We start from the raw sequence: 16,457 nt of genomic DNA, 5'->3' as shown, positions 1-16,457 counted from the left end.
CACTCTGTGACCGAAGCCACCGGCATCAGGTCACGCATTGGAGAATGGTTCAGAACCGAAGGACAGCAAAAGCGATCTGTCCGGCGGAAGAAAGACTTTGCCGATCGGTGCGAGTGCCGGTCAAAACGTAACCGAACCCAAGGAAAAGCCGCCAAATGGAGGTGTTTTGCCCCTTGAGTTCTTTCATTGGAGAATTCAATGACAACCAAGCACTATATCGCAGCCGCTATCGTCTCGTTTGGGACCCTTGCGAGCTTCGGACCCGCGCTCGCCGCCTTCGACTACTACGAAGGCGTTGATATCAATGCGAAGAGCCGAGCCGCTTCGCCCGCCAAGAAAACCGACGATAGCGCGACCGGCGGCATCAGGACGAAATCCGCCATATATGGCTTCCCAAGCACGGTGAAACCGGTTCAACGGGTCGTGAAGGGCGGTGAAGGTGGATACTACCAGGGACTCAGCCGCCAGCGTTGAGAGCATTCAGAAGAGCGTCGCTTGCTGACCAGCTTCTGTTTGCTGCCCAACCGGCAGCAACGTCATCGCCTCTGCAGGGAACGGCCTCTGCAGCGCCTTGGCGTCCTTCCAATCGGCCGTCAGCCACAGCTCGATTTCCTCCGGCTCGGTCAGGATGATGGACATTGCTTTCGGATGGATCGGCTTGACGACTGAGTTGGCCTCGCAGGTGAGAAGGCGAACAGTTCGTGCTCGCCGACCCGCGGGGCCAATGGGAAAAGCCGAGGTTTCGAATGTTGGTGACGCCGTAATCGGGCCTGCCATCTGTGACTGTCGGCGGCGACGGCATGCCCCAGGTCAGATTGACCAGCTCGCGCTCGCCATCGGCGTTGTTGCGGATCACACGCCCTGCTTGTTGGGGAATACTTCCGTTGTCGGGCTGGCCCAGTCGGTCATGTCGCTATGCCGGCGCGCCGCATGCCACAACTCATCGAATTCGACTTCGATGCGGTATCGATTGCACATCCACCCACTCCGAATCGCGGTCGATCCTGCCGAGCCGCCAACCATTGTTGCTCTTGTTTCCGCAGCGTGAACATCGGAGCTTCGACCGTAATTCGTCACGGGTGCTCTGGCTGCCGAACCTCGAGGCGATCTCCCAGCGGTTCACCCAATTGCGAAAATCACACGCAGCGCAGCGCGCGCCAAGGATCTTTGCAGGATGGCTCACCGCGTGCGGGCAAAGCAGACCCACGTATCACCGCAACTACCCGCTGGTCAGTCAGGCACTCGGTTGATCTTGGTGAAAAACTGCGTGGACTCGCTTGTCAGACTCGACGGTGCGATCTGCCTCATCCACTCACCGTCCTATCGCGGCCATCGGCGGGCGGGTGCTGAAACGGCCAAGGACGCAACTGTCACCGCGACCGCACGGGCAGACAGCATCTCACTCTACATCGCAAACGCCAACTGCCTTTATAGCGCTTGATACATAACGAAGGCGTCAACGTAGCCATGCGTCGGGTGCCTGAACGCGCCGGGCAATGTGCCCACGACTTCAAAACCCATTTTCTGCCATAGCGAAATGGCCCGCAGGTTGGTGCTCACGACGAAGTTGAACTGCATCGCCCGATACCCGTGGGCGCGGGCGGTTGCCATTGAGTGTTCGCACAAACTACGTGCGACGCCTTTGCCGGTCGCATTAGGTGCTGTGACGTATCCACAGTTGCAAACATGCTGACCACCGCCCGCCTGATTGGAACGCATGTAATAGGTGCCGAGGATGGCGCCCGCTTGCTCGGCTACGTACACTTCCTTGTCTGCCCCCATCCAGTACGCGAGAGCCTCTGCCCGGCTCAGGTTGGGATCAAGCGCATAGGTTTCTCCCGCTCGGATTATGGGTTCAATAATCGACCAGACGGCGGGAGCGTCTGCGGATGAGGCGGGGCGAATATACATGGCGGCATCATTAGCCTTGGCGGTAGGCGCTGAGAAGCGGGTCATGGTGTTTTATCCTTTGCGAACTGGCAAATGGCGGCTCCGCCTCGGCGCTTCGAGGTTGCATCACCCTCCACGCGAAATCGAAAGAGCCAACCTGACCTTTCGTCCCGAGTTTGTGCTGATGGGCCGAGGAATCCGGCCGGTACGCGGCTGAGGCTCTGCGGCTTGAGCGTCATCCGCACCGTCATGGCATCGACCAGCATCTTGTCCCAGCCGGAGAGGAAGCACCCGAGATGGTGCTTGCTCCGCGCCGAACCGGCGGCGGCGGCATCCACGGCGTAGCTTGGCCGGTTATGGGAGCATTGGTCAGCGTTGATCGAGCAATTTGATCTGGAGATCTTCCCAGTGCTCCTGGAACGCCTCCCGCGCCGTATCGTAGTGTCGGCTTTTTAAGCTGTTGATGAGCCGCTCGTGTTCTTCCGCCATTTCTTCGGCAGTGGCGTAGAAATCCTGCCGCTGTGCGAGGAGAAGCTCGATCTCGCCCTCGAGGTCTGAATAGGTTCGCTTCAGCCGAGCGCTGCCGCTGGCGGCGATAATCGCGCGGTGGAAGTCACGGTCCGCGCCAACCAACAGGGATCGGTCGGTGGATAGAGTCGACCTGTGCATAACCTCGACCGCCTCCAGCGCCTGAGATGGGATGACGCCGGTCAGCACGATCAGACGAATGGCCTCGCCTTCGATGGCGCCGCGCACACGTGTGATATCGACGATATCGTCGGGCCCGAATTCAGGCACCACAAAGCCTCTGTTCGGTATCTGACGCAGCAGCCCCTGCGTGACGAGCACCTGGGCTGCTGTACGGAATGTGTGCCGCGAGGTCGAATGCTCCTCGCACATCTTCACGTCGCGAAGGAACTCGCCCGGATGGAAATCTCCCGACAAGATGCGCCGTCGCAAGGCGTGTGTCAGGGTTTCCACCGCGCTAGCCGGCATGGGCTCGACTTTCATCTCAAGATCTTCGGCTTGATACTTGGCGTGCAGCGTCGGCATGGCTTTGGCTTTGCTCGTTGATTTTGTTTTCATACCTACGCCACATGCGGCGGCATAGGGCAAGGGAGATGATATTGTGCCCCCCGGCTGCATGGGGGTGAGTCCTAGATCTGCACGGACCGAAGCGCCTCGTCGACGCCCTCGAGGAGACGCGCCGCGTTGGCCGATGTGAAGACGAGCGGGGGCCTGATCTTCAGGATATGAGCGTCCGCTCCCGTCGCGGAAATGAGGATGCGCCGGTCGCGCAATGCATTGACGGCAGCAAGCGCACGGTCCATGTCCGGCGTTTTCCGGTCTCTATCCCCGACGAGTTCGACGGCGAAATAGAGGCCGACCCCGCGAACATCGCCGACGAATTCATATTTCCTCTGCAGGTCCCGCAGGCCGTCGAGGATTTCGCCGCCGACCTTGGTGGCGTTGTCCAACAAGCCCTCTTCGACGATCGTGTCGAGCACGGCTCTTGCCGCGGCAATAGCGACGGAGTTGCCGCCAAACGTGTTGAAGTAGCGCATGCTGGAACCGAATTCGGCGATGAGTTCGGGTCGCAGGACTACGCCGGCAACGGGATAGCCGTTGCCCATGGGCTTGCCCATTGTCACGATGTCCGGATCGACCTTGTGACGGGAGTGACCCCAAAAATGGGTGCCGGTCCGCCCGAATCCGGACTGCACCTCGTCGGCGATGAACAGGCCGCCTGCCTTGCGCACCACTTCCGCCACCTGCGCCAATACGTCCGTCGGATCGACATAGAGACCATCGGAGGAGAAGACGGAGTCGGCGATGAAGGCCGCCAGGCCGCCGCCATGCCGCTCCATGTCGGCGATCTGCCGCGTGACATCCTCCGCCATCCGCCGGCCGATTTCCTCGACGGGTAGGCGGTAGGAATCGGGCGCGGCGACCGTGCGGACATAGGGATCCAGAGCCGACTTCTTGCCGAGCGACGGCGAGATTGCCGCCACCGCGCCGCTGTTGCCGTGATAGGCTTCGGCCGTGACGATGACGCCGGTCTTGCGTGTGTGGTAACGCGCGATACGCAAGGCGAGATCGTTAGCTTCCGAGCCGGTGCATGTGAACATCGCGCATCCGGTTCGGCCGAGTTCGCCACCGAACGTATTGATCAGGGCTTCGGCATAGTCCAGCAGGGGCTCCTGCATGTAACGCGTGTGGGTACAGAGTATCTCGAGCTGCCTCTGGATCGCCTCGATGACGCGTGGATGAGAGTGACCCAGCGATACCACGTTGTTATAAGCGTCGAGATATTCGGCGCCGTGCTTGTCATAGAGGAAGACGCCCTTGGCACGGGAGATCTCGACCGGCGACTTGTAGAAGAGCCGATAAGCGGGCCCGAGCAGCCTTTGCCGCCTGGCGATATGCGCCAAGTCTTCCCTTGTGAGATGAGACGTGTCCTGGGGGTTGAAGCCATTTGGCATGTCGCCACGGAAGCCCTTGGGCAGGGTAGTCGATTGCTGGGACATCACGGTTCCTATCGTGTCAGAAGATCGGAAATCTGTGCGGTCGAAATCGAGTGGAACCACTCGAGGTGCGTCCAGCCGACTTCGGTATTGCGCAGGATATAGCGGCTATTCTCGGGGAATATTTCGGCACGCCAGCACGTCAGAAGCGCACGGACCGCAAGACGGCCCATCGACAGGAAGGGGATGAGCCGAAGTTCCTCGTCCGTCAGTTCGGCGTGGCGGAGATAGCCGCGCAGAACGTCGCGCGGTTCGTCGAACAGGTCACGCCGGTTCCCTTGGTCGAACGTTTTTGGCATTTGATTCATCAACGCCGTGGAGACATCAACGGCGACAGCGGTACGGACCGCATCGCCGAAGTCGATGACGCCGGTCAGGAACTGCGGGCTGGCGTGATTGACGACTAGGTTCGACGTATTGAAGTCGTTGTGGAGCACCTGCCGCCGGCACAGGTCGAGGCTCGGCTTGACTTCGGCAAACCGCTCGAGCGCGCGGACGGTCCAGGCCCGCTTGCCGCCCCCGGGGATGAAACTCAACAGATCGGCGAGATCGAGCAGATGGGTGACGTCCCATGCCAGCGCCCGGCCGTCTGCGGGATGCGAGAAATCGGCCATGGAATGACGCAGCTTTGCCAGAATTTCACCGATCCGCTCGCGCTGTGGGGCTGTGGCAGATGTCCGGTCGAGCGGAGTACCGGGGAGGAAGGTGATGAGACGCACCACCCGCCGCTCGCCGGCCCTGGTGGTGACGCTGGGCAAATCAACACCGTCGGCGTCGCGAAGTGCACGGGGGACGGGTAGATCTGGCGCCCGCTGCTCCAGATGACGCAGCAGGGCGACCTGAAAATCGAGCTCCTCCATCCGCTCGGAAGGATGAGCGATCTTCAGCACAAATTTCCCCCGGGCCGCGCAGTTGAGGAGGAACGTGTCGTCTTTCTCGGTTTCAAAGCGCGTGGCCGAGCCTCGCGCGCCATATAGCCGTGCGGCGATTTCTTCGGCTTCCGCAGCGCCCACGGGGTGACACGCCTCGGAAAGCTCAGGGACGCGGGCTGGCCCACACTGATGCTTGTGACCCATCTTTAACTCATTCAGATCCTGCCTCGGGAATGGGCAGCTCGAGGCCTTAGTATCTCACTTTCTAATTGTTGTACAACAATTTATTTTTTGATTGAGATTTCTTGCCGTTGGAATGGTCTTTCTCTGCCGAAGGACGATTGACGACTGCGCGAGATTTTCTGGTGAATGCGTGCACGAACGAGCGAATACTAGGGATTTTCGTCGCTTCACCACGCAATTTGTGTTGTGTGAATAACGACGCACTCAAGCTGCTGGTAACCAGCAGGACGATTGGTCCTCTAAAATTGTTGGACAATTTAATTGCCATTGCCACAAAGTTATGCCAATGTGCTCCTCACTGGCCGGAGTGCAGCAAGCAAGTTGGAGTGCTCCGCTGGGTGGAATTGGCCTGATACCAAAAGAGGCGAAGGCAATGAAACTGATCAGATACGCTGCCGCATTGCGGTCTATCGGCACCGCGACTCTTTAGACAGGCGGCATGCCCAGCAACCTGACCTTGTATAGGCACACTGTGCCGTGAAATTTGGAAGGAATACACGCCATGACTCGATTTCGACCGAAGTACGTCACCTTCGACTGCTACGGCACACTCACCAATTTCGATATGGCCGGCGCTGCGCGACGCGTCTACGCGGAGCGCCTCTCCCCAGAAACGATGGCCCGCTTTGTCGAGGCTTTTAGAGGCTATCGCCTTGACGAGGTGCTAGGGCCATGGAAACCTTTCCTCGAAGTGGTGCACAATTCCATCGAACGCAGTTGCAAACGCATCGGTATCCCGTTCAAACCCGAAGACGCGCAACGCATCTATGACGAAGTGCCAACCTGGGGTCCGCACCCGGACGTCCCGGCTGGCCTGTCCAGGGTGGCCGAGGAAATTCCGCTGGTCATCCTGTCGAACTCCATGAACAGCTTGATCATGTCGAACGTGGAAAAGCTGGGCGCGCCAATCCATATGGTCATCACTGCAGAAGAAGTCGGGGCATACAAACCTCTGATGAAGGGCTTCGAATACATGCTCGACAAGCTCGGCTGCGGGCCCGAAGACATTACTCATGTGTCCTCATCTTTCCGCTACGACCTGATGACCGCCTATGACCTGGGCATCAAGAGCAAGGTCTGGGTCAACCGCGGCCATGAGCCAGCCAATCCCTATTACGAATATACCGAGATCGAGGATATCGGCGGGTTAGCCGCCGCCGTTGGCCTGGAGCCCGCACTCAGGCGCGCCTGAAAAACTAGCGCTCAGGCACTGTTGCTACGATGAGACCGGGGCGGTTCATTCGCCCCTTCTCTTTATCGCTCGAAGGGAGCAAAGCACGGCCTTTCCGGGGACCCCTTCCGCACGAGTGACCTGCTGGCGTTAGAGAATGGTGTGATCCGAACGTGACGCAACGGCCATTCAGAGGACCTATATGAACGGCCTCCGAGGAAAACGGCCGCAATCTGCTGGTCGACTCCGTACATCGGACGGAAGAGGCGGAATGGTACCCCGATGCGGGTACCATTGTCGGCGTTGAGGAGATGGGAGCGAGAGGTGGAACGGAGTGGGATGACCGGGTTGGCTTCCGGTCGCGGCGTGCTCGCGTGATCGATGTCTACTCGTGCTCTGCTAGCCACTCCGAAGCAGAGATGTGCGGAACCCTGTGCACATTACCCTCGGAAGAAGGCGTTTTAGGACACGTTTCGTCGCTCGACGGTGAAATGTGCGCGACGTCTGATGGTAGTGTCCAGGCCATCGCTCATGGGCGCATGTCACGGCATAAGACGCAGGGAGGCACATGTCGCAGGACGGTGAAGGCCGAGTTTTGGTCGCGGAGCGCAACCCGTTGGTGATTGCCGCTCTTCGTGGACTTTTTTCCGAAAACGCCAGGTTTTCCATGGTTGATACGGCGCGGACATCGGCCGAACTTTGCGAGAAGCTTGCCTCCGTCGAGACGGACTGCGTGCTGCTCAGTTGGCAGCTCGACGATGCCGAGGCGCCCGAAGTGCTCGCCGATCTCGGCCGGCTCGGATTCGACCCCCGGATCGTTCTCTTCGCCGACACCAGCAATCCTTCGGTCGTCAACGAGACGATCCGGCTTGGTGTCAATGGTCTCTGCTACCAGTTCGAAGATCCTGAAATCCTGTTCGCGACGCTCACCGCCGTAATGCAGGGTCGGATCTGCATTCCCTATACGGTGCTCTCGAAAATCTCGAACACGCCGTTCCAACAGCTCACCTCTCGGGAAACCGAGCTGCTCGGCATGCTGGCCAATGGTTGGACCAATATTCAAATCGCCGCCAGAACAGGCATTTCCGAGAATACCGTGAAATACCACCTCAAAAATCTGTACGACAAGCTCGAGGTGCGCAATCGCGCCATGGCAGTCGCCCTTTACGCCAAGGAGCGCCGGCGCAAACAGGAGTGACTACCTGCGGGTAGTCTTCTCCTACCCATCTCCTCCAGGCGACCACCCGTCAGGGCCGCGCTCGCGCTGCCCGTCCGGCATTCTTTTCTGCCTGAGCGAGTGTTGTGCGGGCATGCCCCGAAAGGCAGCTTTGGTGCCGAGGAAACGCCGTCCGCGGACGCAGCCATTGGAGGAACGATGTCAGGCTACAATCATCTCTTCATTCCGGGCCCCACCAACATTCCCGAGCAGGTTCGCCAGGCGATGAACCTGCCGATGGAGGACATGCGCTCTCCAGGCTTTCCGGAGCTCACGCTGCCGCTCTTTGCCGACATCAAGAAGGTCTTCAAGAACCAGACCGGTCGCGTGTTCATCTATCCGTCGTCCGGCACCGGCGCCTGGGAAGCGGCAATGACCAATGTGCTCTCCCCCGGCGACAGGGTACTGATGAGCCGCTTCGGCCAGTTCTCGCATCTCTGGGTCGACATGGCCGAACGCTTCGGTTTCGAGGTCGATTGCCTCGAGGGGGAGTGGGGAACAGGCGTGCCGGTCGAGCTCTATGCCGAGCGGCTCGCCACCGACAAGGCGCACCGGATCAAGGCCGTCTTCGTAACGCATAACGAAACCGCGACCGGCGTCACCTCGGATGTCGCCGCGGTGCGCGCCGCGCTCGACGCCTGCGGCCATCCGGCACTGCTCTTCGTCGATGGCGTCTCCTCGATCGGCTCGATCGATTTCCGCCAGGACGAATGGGGCGTCGACTGTGCTGTCTCCGGTTCGCAGAAGGGCTTCATGATGCCCGCCGGCCTCGGCTTCCTGTCTGTCAGCCAGAAGGCTCTCGAGGCGGCCAAGACCGCGCGCCACATGCGCTGCTACTTCTCCTTCGAGGACATGATCAAGACCAACGACACCGGCTACTTCCCCTACACGCCGCCGACGCAGCTGCTGCGCGGCCTCAGGGCCGCGCTGGACCTGATTTTTGAAGAAGGCCTGGAGACTATCTTCGTCCGCCATCATCACCTCGCCAACGGCGTCCGCGCCGCGGTCTCCGCCTGGGGGCTCAAGCTCTGCGCGACCGAACCGAAGTGGCATTCCGACACCGTCTCGGCGATCCGTCTGCCGGAGGGCATCGATGGGGTTGAGGTCATCCGCCACGCCTACCAAGCCTACAACACCTCGCTTGGCAGTGGGCTCAGCAAGGTAGCCGGCAAGGTCTTCCGCATTGGCCATCTCGGCTCGCTGAACGAGGTCATGGTCCTGGGCGCGCTTTCCGCCGCCGAACTGACGCTGCTCGATTGCGGCGTGAAGATCGAAGCGGGCGCGGGCGTGGGTGCGGCGATCAGCCAATTCCGTTCTGCCCCCGCCGCGTCGTCAGCCAAGGCAGCCTGAAAACCGGCAAGGAGAGGAAATCATGAGCCATACGATAAACCATCTCCGCCGCCTGCGGCTGCAGCGCAGCGAACTCGCAGTACCGGGCTCGAACCCTGAAATGATCGGGAAGGCCGTCAATTCCGACGCCGACTACATCTTCCTCGACATCGAGGATGCGGTGGCGCCGCCGGACAAGGAGCGGGCCCGCGCCAATATCATCGCAGCGCTGAACGAGATCGACTGGCGCGGCCGCGGCAAGACCATTTCGGTACGCATCAACGGGCTGGACACGCATTACATGTACCGCGACGTCGTCGACCTGATGGAGCAGGCCGGCGACCGGATCGACACCCTGCTGGTGCCGAAGGTCGGCGTGCCCGCCGACCTCTATATGGTCGAAGCCATGGTCAACCAGATCGAGATCGCCAAGGGCTACAAGACCCGCGTCGGCCTCGAGGCGCTGATCGAGACCGCGCTCGGCATGGCCAATGTCGAATCCATCGCATCCTTCGGCGGACGCCTCGAAGCGCTGCATTTCGGTGTCGCCGACTACGCCGCGAGCCTGAAGGCCCGTACGGTCAATATCGGCGGGCTCAACCCGGATTATCCCGGCGACCAGTGGCATTTCGGCCTTTCGCGCATGACGGTCGCCTGCCGAGCCTATGGTTTGCGCGCCATCGATGGCCCCTTCGGAGATTTCTCCGATCCCGACGGCTACAAGGCGGCTGCGCGCCGTGCCGCAGCCCTCGGCATCGAAGGCAAGTGGGCGATCCATCCGAGCCAGATCGCACTCGCTAACGATATCTTCTCTCCACCGGAAAACGAGGTCGACCGCGCCCGCCGCATCATTGAGGCGCTGAAGCTCGCCGAGAGCCAAGGCAAGGGTGCCGCATCGCTCGAGGGCAAAATGATCGACGCGGCATCCGAGCGCATGGCCCGCAACGTGCTCGCCACCCACGAAGCAATCATCGCCAGCCGCTGAGGGAGACAGAGATGGACATTCACGAATATCAGGCCAAGGAACTTCTCGCCCGCTACCAGATCCATATCCCGCGCGGCGGCCTTGCCTATAGTCCCGAGCAGGCGGCTTATCGTGCCAGGGAGATCGGCGGTGACCAATGGGTGGTGAAGGCGCAGGTCCACTCCGGTGCGCGCGGCAAGGCGGGCGGTGTCAAGCTCTGCTCCTCCGACCACGAGATCGTCGAGGCCGCCGATTCCATGCTCGGCCGCACGCTTGTGACGCACCAGACCGGCCCGCAGGGAAAACTGGTCAGCCGCCTCTATGTCGAGGAGGCGATGGATATCGCACGCGAGATTTATATCGGCTTCGTGCTCGACCGCAAATCCGAGCGCATCATGATCGTCGCCTCGTCTTCGGGCGGCATGGAGATCGAGGAGATCGCCGAGGCCGAGCCGGACTCGATCATCCGCGCGACCGTCGATCCCGGTGTCGGCATGCAGGACTTCCAGGCCCGCGAGATCGCATTCGGGCTCGGCATCGACAATGCCCTGATCGGCCGCGCCACGCAGACCCTGCTCGGCTGCTATCGCGCCTTCGTCGACTATGACGCCTCGATGCTGGAGGTCAATCCGCTGGTCGTGACGCATCGGGGTGACCTCGTGGCGCTCGACGCGAAAATGAGCTTCGACGAGAACGCGCTCTTTCGCCGGCCGCATATCTCCGAGATGCGCGACAAGAGCCAAGAGGATCCGCGCGAAACCTACGCGTCCGACCGTGGGCTCTCCTATGTCGGTCTCGACGGCAATATCGGCTGCATCATCAACGGTGCGGGCCTGGCGATGGCGACCATGGACATGATCAAGATCGCCGGCGGTGAGCCCGCGAATTTTCTCGACATCGGCGGCGGCGCCTCGCCCGATCGCGTGGCGAAATCCTTCCGCGCCGTGTTGAACGACAGACAAGTCGAGACGGTCCTCGTCAACATCTTCGCCGGCATCAACCGCTGCGACTGGGTGGCCGAAGGCGTGATCAAGGCTTTGCGCGAAGTCGGCGTGCCGGTTCCACTCGTCGTCCGCCTCTCCGGCACCAACATGGAAGAGGGCCGGCGCATCCTCGCCGAAGCCGGCGAAAACATCATCGTCGCGGAAACGCTGGCCGAAGCTGCCGACAAGGCAGTCGCCGCATGGCGTTCGTTCACTGCCGGCAAGGCTGCTTGAGGAGCCCAGACATGTCCATTCTGCTCGACAAGAATACCCGCGTCATCGTCCAGGGCTTCACCGGCAAGATCGGCAGCTTCCACGCCGAAGATATGAAGCGCTACGGCACCAACGTGGTCGGCGGCGTCACCCCGGGCAAGGGTGGCCAGACCCATCTCGGCATGCCGGTCTTCAACACGGTGAAGGGCGCCGTGCAGGAAACCGGCGCGGATGCCTCAATCGTCTTCGTTCCGCCGCCCTTTGCGGCCGACTCGATCATGGAAGCGGCCGACGCCGGCATCCGGCTCTGCGTCTGCATCACAGACGGGATCCCGTCCCAGGACATGATCAGGGTCAAGCGCTACATGCGGCGCTACCGCTATGAGGACCGCATGACGCTGATCGGGCCGAATTGCGCCGGCATGATCACGCCCGGCGAGGCGCTGATGGGGATTATGCCCGGATCGATCTATCTGTCCGGCCGCATCGGCATCGTCGGCCGCTCGGGCACGCTCGGCTATGAGGCCGCAAGCCAAATGAAGGCACTCGGCATCGGCGTGTCGACCTCGGTTGGTATCGGCGGCGACCCAGTCAACGGCTCGTCCTTCAAGGACATGCTGGAGCTCTTCGAGCAAGATCCAAACACCGATGCGGTCTTGATGATCGGCGAAATCGGCGGCCCGCAGGAGGCTGAAGCCGCACTATGGGCGCGCGACCACATGAAGAAGCCGCTGATCGCCTATATCGCAGGCCTTTCGGCGCCGAAGGGCCGCCGCATGGGCCATGCTGGCGCGATCATCTCCGCCTTCGGCGAATCGGCGCAGGAAAAGGTCGAAATCCTGAAGAGTGCGGGTGTCGCGATCGTTCCGACCCCGTCGTCCTTCGGCGACACAGTGGCGGACGTGCTGTCCGCCATGGGCAAGGCTGCCTGATTGGGAAAGCCCGTCGGGAGCGCGACAAAACAGACGCGGACGGCGATGGGGATGAAGGTGGTCGAGAATAGCACGCCTTTGTCGACGGACGCGATCCGCCGGATAGGGTCGCATGAGGGTGGGCCGCGCGGTAGCACCGGCCGCCGAGGGACTAACTAGGAGGAGGAAAAAATGCAGCAATCACGACCTAGTCGGATCGATCCGGCCGTATTCTGGCCGGCCATGTTCATCATCCTGGGATTCGTCGGCTGGGGGACGGTGTTTCCTGAAAGCCTGTCCTCTATCTGCAAGGTGGTTCTCAACAGCATCATTGACGGCTTCGGCTGGGGGTTCGTCGTTTCTTCGGCCGGCTTCCTGATCTTCGCACTCTTCCTGGCCGTAAGCCGCTTCGGCAAGATCCGGCTCGGACAAGATGACGAGCGGCCGGAATTCCGTACCGCCTAGTGGATCTGCATGATGTTCAGCGTCGGCATGGGCATCGGCATTGGCCTAATGTTCTGGGGCGTCGCCGAACCCATCTATCATTTCGACAGCCCGCCGCATGGGCAGGCCGCTCCGAGGAGTCTCGAAAGCCCCGTCGCGATGAAGTATTCCTACTTCCACTGGGCGCTTCACCCCTGGACCATCTACGCGGTGGTTGGCCTCGCCATCGCCTATTTCACCTTCCGCAAGGGAAAGTCTGCTGCTTCAGATCGAGGCCCCTCGAGCGAGAGTGGCTCGATCATTCGAGTATATTCGGCGAAGATCGCGCGGATCTGCTGCGAAACCGCTTCATAGACGTCGAAGCGCGACGCGAAGATCAGGTCCGGGCATTTTTGCTTGGCGGTCACCGACGGCATCGCCGAGTGGACACCATAGCCTCATAGCTTGCCGCCGCCACCACGCCGCAGGCCGCCGATCCGCCGACGGCGATTGGTTTATTTCGAAGTGCCGGATTATCCCGCCGCTCGACCGACGCATAAAACGCGTCCATGTCGACATGGACGTTTTTTCGAACTGGGATCGAGCTCATGTCGTTCATGGCGGCTTCAGCGATCGCGATTGCGTCGGCATGTGGAATACGCCGAACAAAGCGAGCACATGGCAGGCTTCGTCGCGATAACAACCATTTCAGCGTGCGCCTCGAGCTCGCGATCGAAACTACCGGCCGCCGGCGGCGTTGTCATCCTGTCAAAGCAACACGGGAGAGCCAGATGACGGACGACAGGACTACGACGATCAGTGCGACATTCGAAACGCGAGAGGCCGCCGACCTTGCTGTCGAACATCTGGTTCAGCAGCACGGAATATCCCGGGCCAACATCTTCATCCGAGCGGCCGGCGACCGCAACACCGCCGGTGCGGCGCCGTCGGGTGGCGACGCCTCGCATGAAGAGGGCGCTCGTCGTGACGCGCCGCTCGCAGGCGGAATCGAGGTCTCGGCGGACATTGCATCCAGCCAAGCCACTGCCGTCGAGCGCAGTTTCGCAGACGCTGGCGCGCTCCGGGTATCGAGCCGCTGAGCATGGCCGACAATCTCTCAAAATATCGTGCCAAGCGCGATTTTCAGAAGACAAACGAACCGAGCGGTCAGGCTCAGGTCAAACCGTCGAACCGCCGGCGATTCGTGATCCAGAAGCACGACGCCACACGGCTTCACTATGATCTGCGGCTCGAGCTCGACGGCGTGTTCAAGAGCTGGGCGGTGACCAAAGGACCCTCGCTCGATTCGCATGACAAGCGCTTGGCCGTCGAGGTTGAAGATCACCCGCTCGACTACGGCGACTTCGAAGGCACCATTCCCATAGGTCAATATGGCGGTGGCACGGTGATGCTGTGGGACCGCGGCTATTGGGAGCCGGAAGGCAGGAAGTCGCCGGAAGAGGCCCTGAGGAAGGGTGACTTCAAGTTCACGCTCGAGGGCAAGCGGCTGCACGGCAGCTTCGTCCTGGTCCGTATGCGCAATGACCGCGATGGCGGCAGCTTCTGCAAGACCACCGGCGGCAGGGGACTGCATGTCGTCACCCCGCTTGCCATCAATAAGCGCAAGCCTCTGTCATGGTCAGAGGCCAAGGGCTTCACCCATGATGTCTGCCAAGAAATGGCTCGCGACAATCCCGGCCTCTATCTCATCAAGATGACCAAGAGCCTTCGCGGCGGAAGGATCTTCCTCGACTATCTCCGCAACGATCGGATGGCGACGGCCGTGGCGCCGCTGTCACCGCGGGCTCGCCCGGGCGCGACAGTCTCGATGCCGCTCAACTGGACGCAGGTGAAATCGAACCTAAACCCGAAGCGATATACCGTGCGCACGGTACCGGCTCTGCTTGCGAAAACCACAGCCTGGCAGGACTATTGTGACGGCAACGGCCGCTCGAACAGGATGGATGAAGAAACGAACGACCAATCTCCCGCGCCCGCCCGTGTGGGCGCCACGACAGACCTACCTCATGACCGAATAACGATTGCACAGTTTCGGGAGGCGTTCCCGCGTGCCCGCTGGAGCGACAGGTTGAACGCATGGTTCGTGCCGGGCCGCACAGCCCAAAAGCGCATCAGCCGCTGGCTGGCCGAGATGGAGGCGGAGGCCGACAGGTTTGCGGACGAGAAGGGCAGGGACGCCTTCGCCTTCGAGCCGATCGAGAGCCGCTACCTTGAGGCCGGGCCGGCAACCTTTCAGATCCGGACCCCCTATTCACGTAGCGTCATCGACGAAATACGCGAAATCCCGCACGCGCGCTGGGACGCCGATCGGCGCCTCTGGACTGTACCTTACCGCTCGTTTGACGAACTCCGGCGGCGCTGGCCGGCGATCGAACGGGCCGCTATGCGCAGCGAGCCCGAAGCCCGCCGCAAAAGGCGCGAAGCGCTCAAGGGTACAGAGGCAGACGAGACGTCCAAAGCGAAGGCAAGGGAGCGCCGGCGCAAGCGCTATCCGGTTCCCGCCCATGACGCCCCGCCGCTCGAGCGCGCGATCGGCACGCATGTCGGCGTCGTCTTCTTCACCGGCACGGACGGTGAACTGGCCGGCCCGGCGGCGGTGAGTATGTTCTATTTTCCCGCGGCTGAGCGCGAAGAATATGTCTGGGCCTCCTGGCGAGCGGGCGCACTCGAGGAACTGGTGACGGCCTGGCCCGCACGAACACCGCCCACCCAGAGCCAGCTCGATCGAGGCTGGTGGACGCCGACGCTGGATGAGTTGCGGATCGCCCGACGGGACGCCAGATCGAAGCGTCGGGTCAGGGAGCGGAAGCAGAAGGATAATTCTTCCGGTGAGAGAACAGCAGACGGTCTGTGAGGAGTTTCAACGCCTACCTCAGATCGAGCCGCGGGAACTCGTCGGCCTCTGGAGGGGACGCGGCATACCGGCAGGACATCCGTTCGACGGCGTGCTGGAAAATCTCGGCTGGTTCGGCAAACGGTTCACGCCGGACATGCGCGCCGACGCATTGCTGTTTTGCTCGGGCGAACGCCGGCTGGTCGCCCTCGAACCGAGTTGGATACCGCTTGGCCTGGCGCTGCGCTTCCATCAGCTCGGGAGGACGCGTGTGGCGAGAAATCTGTTTTCCCATCTTCAGCGTCGACTGCGGGCGAGAGGGCCAGTGGCTTCCTTGAAGAGCTTGGTGTTTCGTGGCGTCGAGAGCGCAGCCATGGTCTATGACCACCAGCCCATCATCGATTTTTTCCGGCGCATCGATGAGGTGAGGATCATGGGGGCGATGACGATCAGAGGCGACGAGCGGATCTATTTCTTCGAACTCGAGCGTGTCGATGAGCCTTGAAAACCGGGGAGTGGGACATCATCTATCGCCTAGCACCCGTTTCGATGATCGCTTGGCCCGAGCAGTTTACCTGCCGCGCGCGGTCGTCCGGGTCCGACAGGGCGCTCCCCGCAAGGGTCGAGCGCCCTGTCTGTTTTAGCCGTCCGGCTTCCTGCTCATGTCGAACACCGCGGCGTTGGCCTGTACCTCGCGCAGTCCTTTGTAGGAAGCGTGTAGCGCAGACAGTTCCCAGCGGTGGAAAAGCGGTCTCTTGCGATACGACCGGTTTAAATCCAAAAAGCAGGTTGCTGTTGACCCCGCGCCGGCGCGCTCATTCCCGACATCAAATACCGCCATAGTGTCCACTTAGCACTTGGTG

Annotated in this window: 16 protein-coding genes and 4 pseudogenes; 13 read left to right on the top strand and 7 right to left on the bottom strand. The window is 61.3% G+C overall.

Annotation, left to right across the window (positions count from 1 at the left end; all coding sequences use genetic code 11):
* Positions 1 to 198 precede the first annotated feature (198 nt).
* Positions 199 to 474 (top strand): hypothetical protein, encoded by a 276-nt coding sequence (locus CN933_RS29090; protein WP_102763167.1) that lies wholly within the window; start codon positions 199 to 201, stop codon positions 472 to 474.
* Between the two features lie 6 nt (positions 475 to 480).
* Here the strand turns inward: CN933_RS29090 and CN933_RS32485 are convergent, their stop codons facing one another.
* The 5 genes from CN933_RS32485 to CN933_RS29050 form a co-directional block, all read right to left on the bottom strand.
* Positions 481 to 777, bottom strand: a complete 297-nt coding sequence (locus CN933_RS32485) for an SOS response-associated peptidase family protein (protein WP_348627627.1) — start codon at positions 775 to 777, stop codon at positions 481 to 483.
* A gap of 651 nt (positions 778 to 1,428) precedes the next feature.
* Entirely contained in the window at positions 1,429 to 1,911 is a 483-nt protein-coding gene (locus tag CN933_RS29070; protein ID WP_210204027.1) for a GNAT family N-acetyltransferase, read from the bottom strand.
* A 348-nt stretch (positions 1,912 to 2,259) separates the two neighbouring features.
* A complete protein-coding gene (locus CN933_RS29060; protein WP_164867085.1) occupies positions 2,260 to 2,943 on the bottom strand; it encodes a GntR family transcriptional regulator in 684 nt (227 codons plus the stop codon).
* A 104-nt stretch (positions 2,944 to 3,047) separates the two neighbouring features.
* Positions 3,048 to 4,418 (bottom strand): aspartate aminotransferase family protein, encoded by a 1,371-nt coding sequence (locus CN933_RS29055; protein ID WP_102763163.1) that lies wholly within the window; start codon positions 4,416 to 4,418, stop codon positions 3,048 to 3,050.
* Between the two features lie 8 nt (positions 4,419 to 4,426).
* Entirely contained in the window at positions 4,427 to 5,428 is a 1,002-nt protein-coding gene (locus CN933_RS29050) for a phosphotransferase (RefSeq protein ID WP_102763162.1), read from the bottom strand.
* 604 nt (positions 5,429 to 6,032) lie between these two features.
* On the opposite strand from CN933_RS29050, the gene CN933_RS29045 reads away from it, so the two are divergent.
* The 7 genes and pseudogenes from CN933_RS29045 to CN933_RS29015 all read left to right on the top strand — a co-directional run.
* On the top strand, positions 6,033 to 6,722 hold the full coding sequence (locus CN933_RS29045) for a haloacid dehalogenase type II (RefSeq protein WP_102763161.1): 690 nt from the start codon (positions 6,033 to 6,035) through the stop codon (positions 6,720 to 6,722).
* Between the two features lie 547 nt (positions 6,723 to 7,269).
* The gene (locus CN933_RS29040; RefSeq protein ID WP_102763160.1) at positions 7,270 to 7,899 is read left to right on the top strand and encodes a response regulator transcription factor; all 630 of its coding nucleotides are present in this window, start codon (positions 7,270 to 7,272) and stop codon (positions 7,897 to 7,899) included.
* Between the two features lie 177 nt (positions 7,900 to 8,076).
* Positions 8,077 to 9,267, top strand: a complete 1,191-nt coding sequence (locus CN933_RS29035) for an aminotransferase class V-fold PLP-dependent enzyme (RefSeq protein WP_102763159.1) — start codon at positions 8,077 to 8,079, stop codon at positions 9,265 to 9,267.
* Positions 9,268 to 9,289: 22 nt separating this feature from the next.
* Positions 9,290 to 10,231 (top strand): HpcH/HpaI aldolase/citrate lyase family protein, encoded by a 942-nt coding sequence (locus CN933_RS29030; protein WP_102763158.1) that lies wholly within the window; start codon positions 9,290 to 9,292, stop codon positions 10,229 to 10,231.
* Between the two features lie 11 nt (positions 10,232 to 10,242).
* A complete protein-coding gene (locus tag CN933_RS29025) occupies positions 10,243 to 11,427 on the top strand; it encodes a malate--CoA ligase subunit beta (protein WP_102763157.1) in 1,185 nt (394 codons plus the stop codon).
* A gap of 11 nt (positions 11,428 to 11,438) precedes the next feature.
* A complete protein-coding gene (gene sucD / locus CN933_RS29020) occupies positions 11,439 to 12,338 on the top strand; it encodes a succinate--CoA ligase subunit alpha (RefSeq protein ID WP_102763156.1) in 900 nt (299 codons plus the stop codon).
* A 171-nt stretch (positions 12,339 to 12,509) separates the two neighbouring features.
* Positions 12,510 to 13,016, top strand: a pseudogene (locus CN933_RS29015) (BCCT family transporter); the annotation flags it as partial.
* Positions 13,017 to 13,039: 23 nt separating this feature from the next.
* On the opposite strand, the pseudogene CN933_RS29010 reads toward CN933_RS29015, so the two are convergent.
* Positions 13,040 to 13,359, bottom strand: a pseudogene (locus tag CN933_RS29010) (Y-family DNA polymerase); the annotation flags it as partial.
* Positions 13,360 to 13,531: 172 nt separating this feature from the next.
* Here CN933_RS29010 and CN933_RS29005 point away from each other — a divergent pair.
* From CN933_RS29005 to CN933_RS28990, 5 genes and pseudogenes are all read left to right on the top strand, one after another.
* Positions 13,532 to 13,840 carry a hypothetical protein gene (locus CN933_RS29005; RefSeq protein ID WP_102763155.1) on the top strand — a complete coding sequence of 103 codons (309 nt, stop codon included), beginning with the start codon at positions 13,532 to 13,534 and terminating at the stop codon, positions 13,838 to 13,840.
* Positions 13,841 to 13,842: 2 nt separating this feature from the next.
* A pseudogene (locus CN933_RS32635) lies at positions 13,843 to 14,298 on the top strand (DNA polymerase ligase N-terminal domain-containing protein); the annotation flags it as partial.
* Positions 14,275 to 14,595 (top strand): annotated as a pseudogene (gene ligD, locus CN933_RS32630) (non-homologous end-joining DNA ligase LigD); the annotation flags it as partial. The pseudogenes CN933_RS32635 and ligD, both read left to right, overlap by 24 nt.
* 105 nt (positions 14,596 to 14,700) lie before the next feature.
* Positions 14,701 to 15,615 carry a hypothetical protein gene (locus CN933_RS28995; RefSeq protein ID WP_102763176.1) on the top strand — a complete coding sequence of 305 codons (915 nt, stop codon included), beginning with the start codon at positions 14,701 to 14,703 and terminating at the stop codon, positions 15,613 to 15,615.
* A complete protein-coding gene (locus CN933_RS28990) occupies positions 15,581 to 16,099 on the top strand; it encodes a DUF4334 domain-containing protein (protein ID WP_102763175.1) in 519 nt (172 codons plus the stop codon). Before CN933_RS28995 ends, CN933_RS28990 begins: the two co-directional genes overlap by 35 nt.
* Positions 16,100 to 16,234: 135 nt before the next feature.
* Here CN933_RS28990 and CN933_RS28985 read toward each other — a convergent pair whose 3' ends face one another.
* Positions 16,235 to 16,435 (bottom strand): hypothetical protein, encoded by a 201-nt coding sequence (locus CN933_RS28985; protein WP_102763154.1) that lies wholly within the window; start codon positions 16,433 to 16,435, stop codon positions 16,235 to 16,237.
* Positions 16,436 to 16,457: the final 22 nt, after the last annotated feature.

The sequence above is a fragment of the Sinorhizobium sp. M4_45 genome (assembly GCF_002885915.1).
GTDB lineage: Bacteria > Pseudomonadota > Alphaproteobacteria > Rhizobiales > Rhizobiaceae > Sinorhizobium > Sinorhizobium meliloti_A.
This window is presented reverse-complemented; position numbering and strand designations above follow the sequence as displayed.

Excerpts from the sequence above, each read along its gene's own strand:
- CN933_RS29055 (WP_102763163.1), bottom strand. The coding sequence starts at position 4,418 with ATGTCCCAGCAATCGACTACCCTGCCCAAGGGCTTCCGTGGCGACATG.
- CN933_RS28995 (WP_102763176.1), top strand. The coding sequence starts at position 14,701 with ATGGATGAAGAAACGAACGACCAATCTCCCGCGCCCGCCCGTGTGGGC.
- CN933_RS29030 (WP_102763158.1), top strand. The coding sequence starts at position 9,290 with ATGAGCCATACGATAAACCATCTCCGCCGCCTGCGGCTGCAGCGCAGC.
- CN933_RS29070 (WP_210204027.1), bottom strand. The coding sequence starts at position 1,911 with ATGTATATTCGCCCCGCCTCATCCGCAGACGCTCCCGCCGTCTGGTCG.
- CN933_RS28985 (WP_102763154.1), bottom strand. The coding sequence starts at position 16,435 with ATGGCGGTATTTGATGTCGGGAATGAGCGCGCCGGCGCGGGGTCAACA.
- CN933_RS29035 (WP_102763159.1), top strand. The coding sequence starts at position 8,077 with ATGTCAGGCTACAATCATCTCTTCATTCCGGGCCCCACCAACATTCCC.
- CN933_RS29060 (WP_164867085.1), bottom strand. The coding sequence starts at position 2,943 with ATGCCGACGCTGCACGCCAAGTATCAAGCCGAAGATCTTGAGATGAAA.
- sucD (WP_102763156.1), top strand. The coding sequence starts at position 11,439 with ATGTCCATTCTGCTCGACAAGAATACCCGCGTCATCGTCCAGGGCTTC.
- CN933_RS29025 (WP_102763157.1), top strand. The coding sequence starts at position 10,243 with ATGGACATTCACGAATATCAGGCCAAGGAACTTCTCGCCCGCTACCAG.
- CN933_RS29040 (WP_102763160.1), top strand. The coding sequence starts at position 7,270 with ATGTCGCAGGACGGTGAAGGCCGAGTTTTGGTCGCGGAGCGCAACCCG.
- CN933_RS29090 (WP_102763167.1), top strand. The coding sequence starts at position 199 with ATGACAACCAAGCACTATATCGCAGCCGCTATCGTCTCGTTTGGGACC.
- CN933_RS29005 (WP_102763155.1), top strand. The coding sequence starts at position 13,532 with ATGACGGACGACAGGACTACGACGATCAGTGCGACATTCGAAACGCGA.
- CN933_RS29045 (WP_102763161.1), top strand. The coding sequence starts at position 6,033 with ATGACTCGATTTCGACCGAAGTACGTCACCTTCGACTGCTACGGCACA.
- CN933_RS32485 (WP_348627627.1), bottom strand. The coding sequence starts at position 777 with ATGGCAGGCCCGATTACGGCGTCACCAACATTCGAAACCTCGGCTTTT.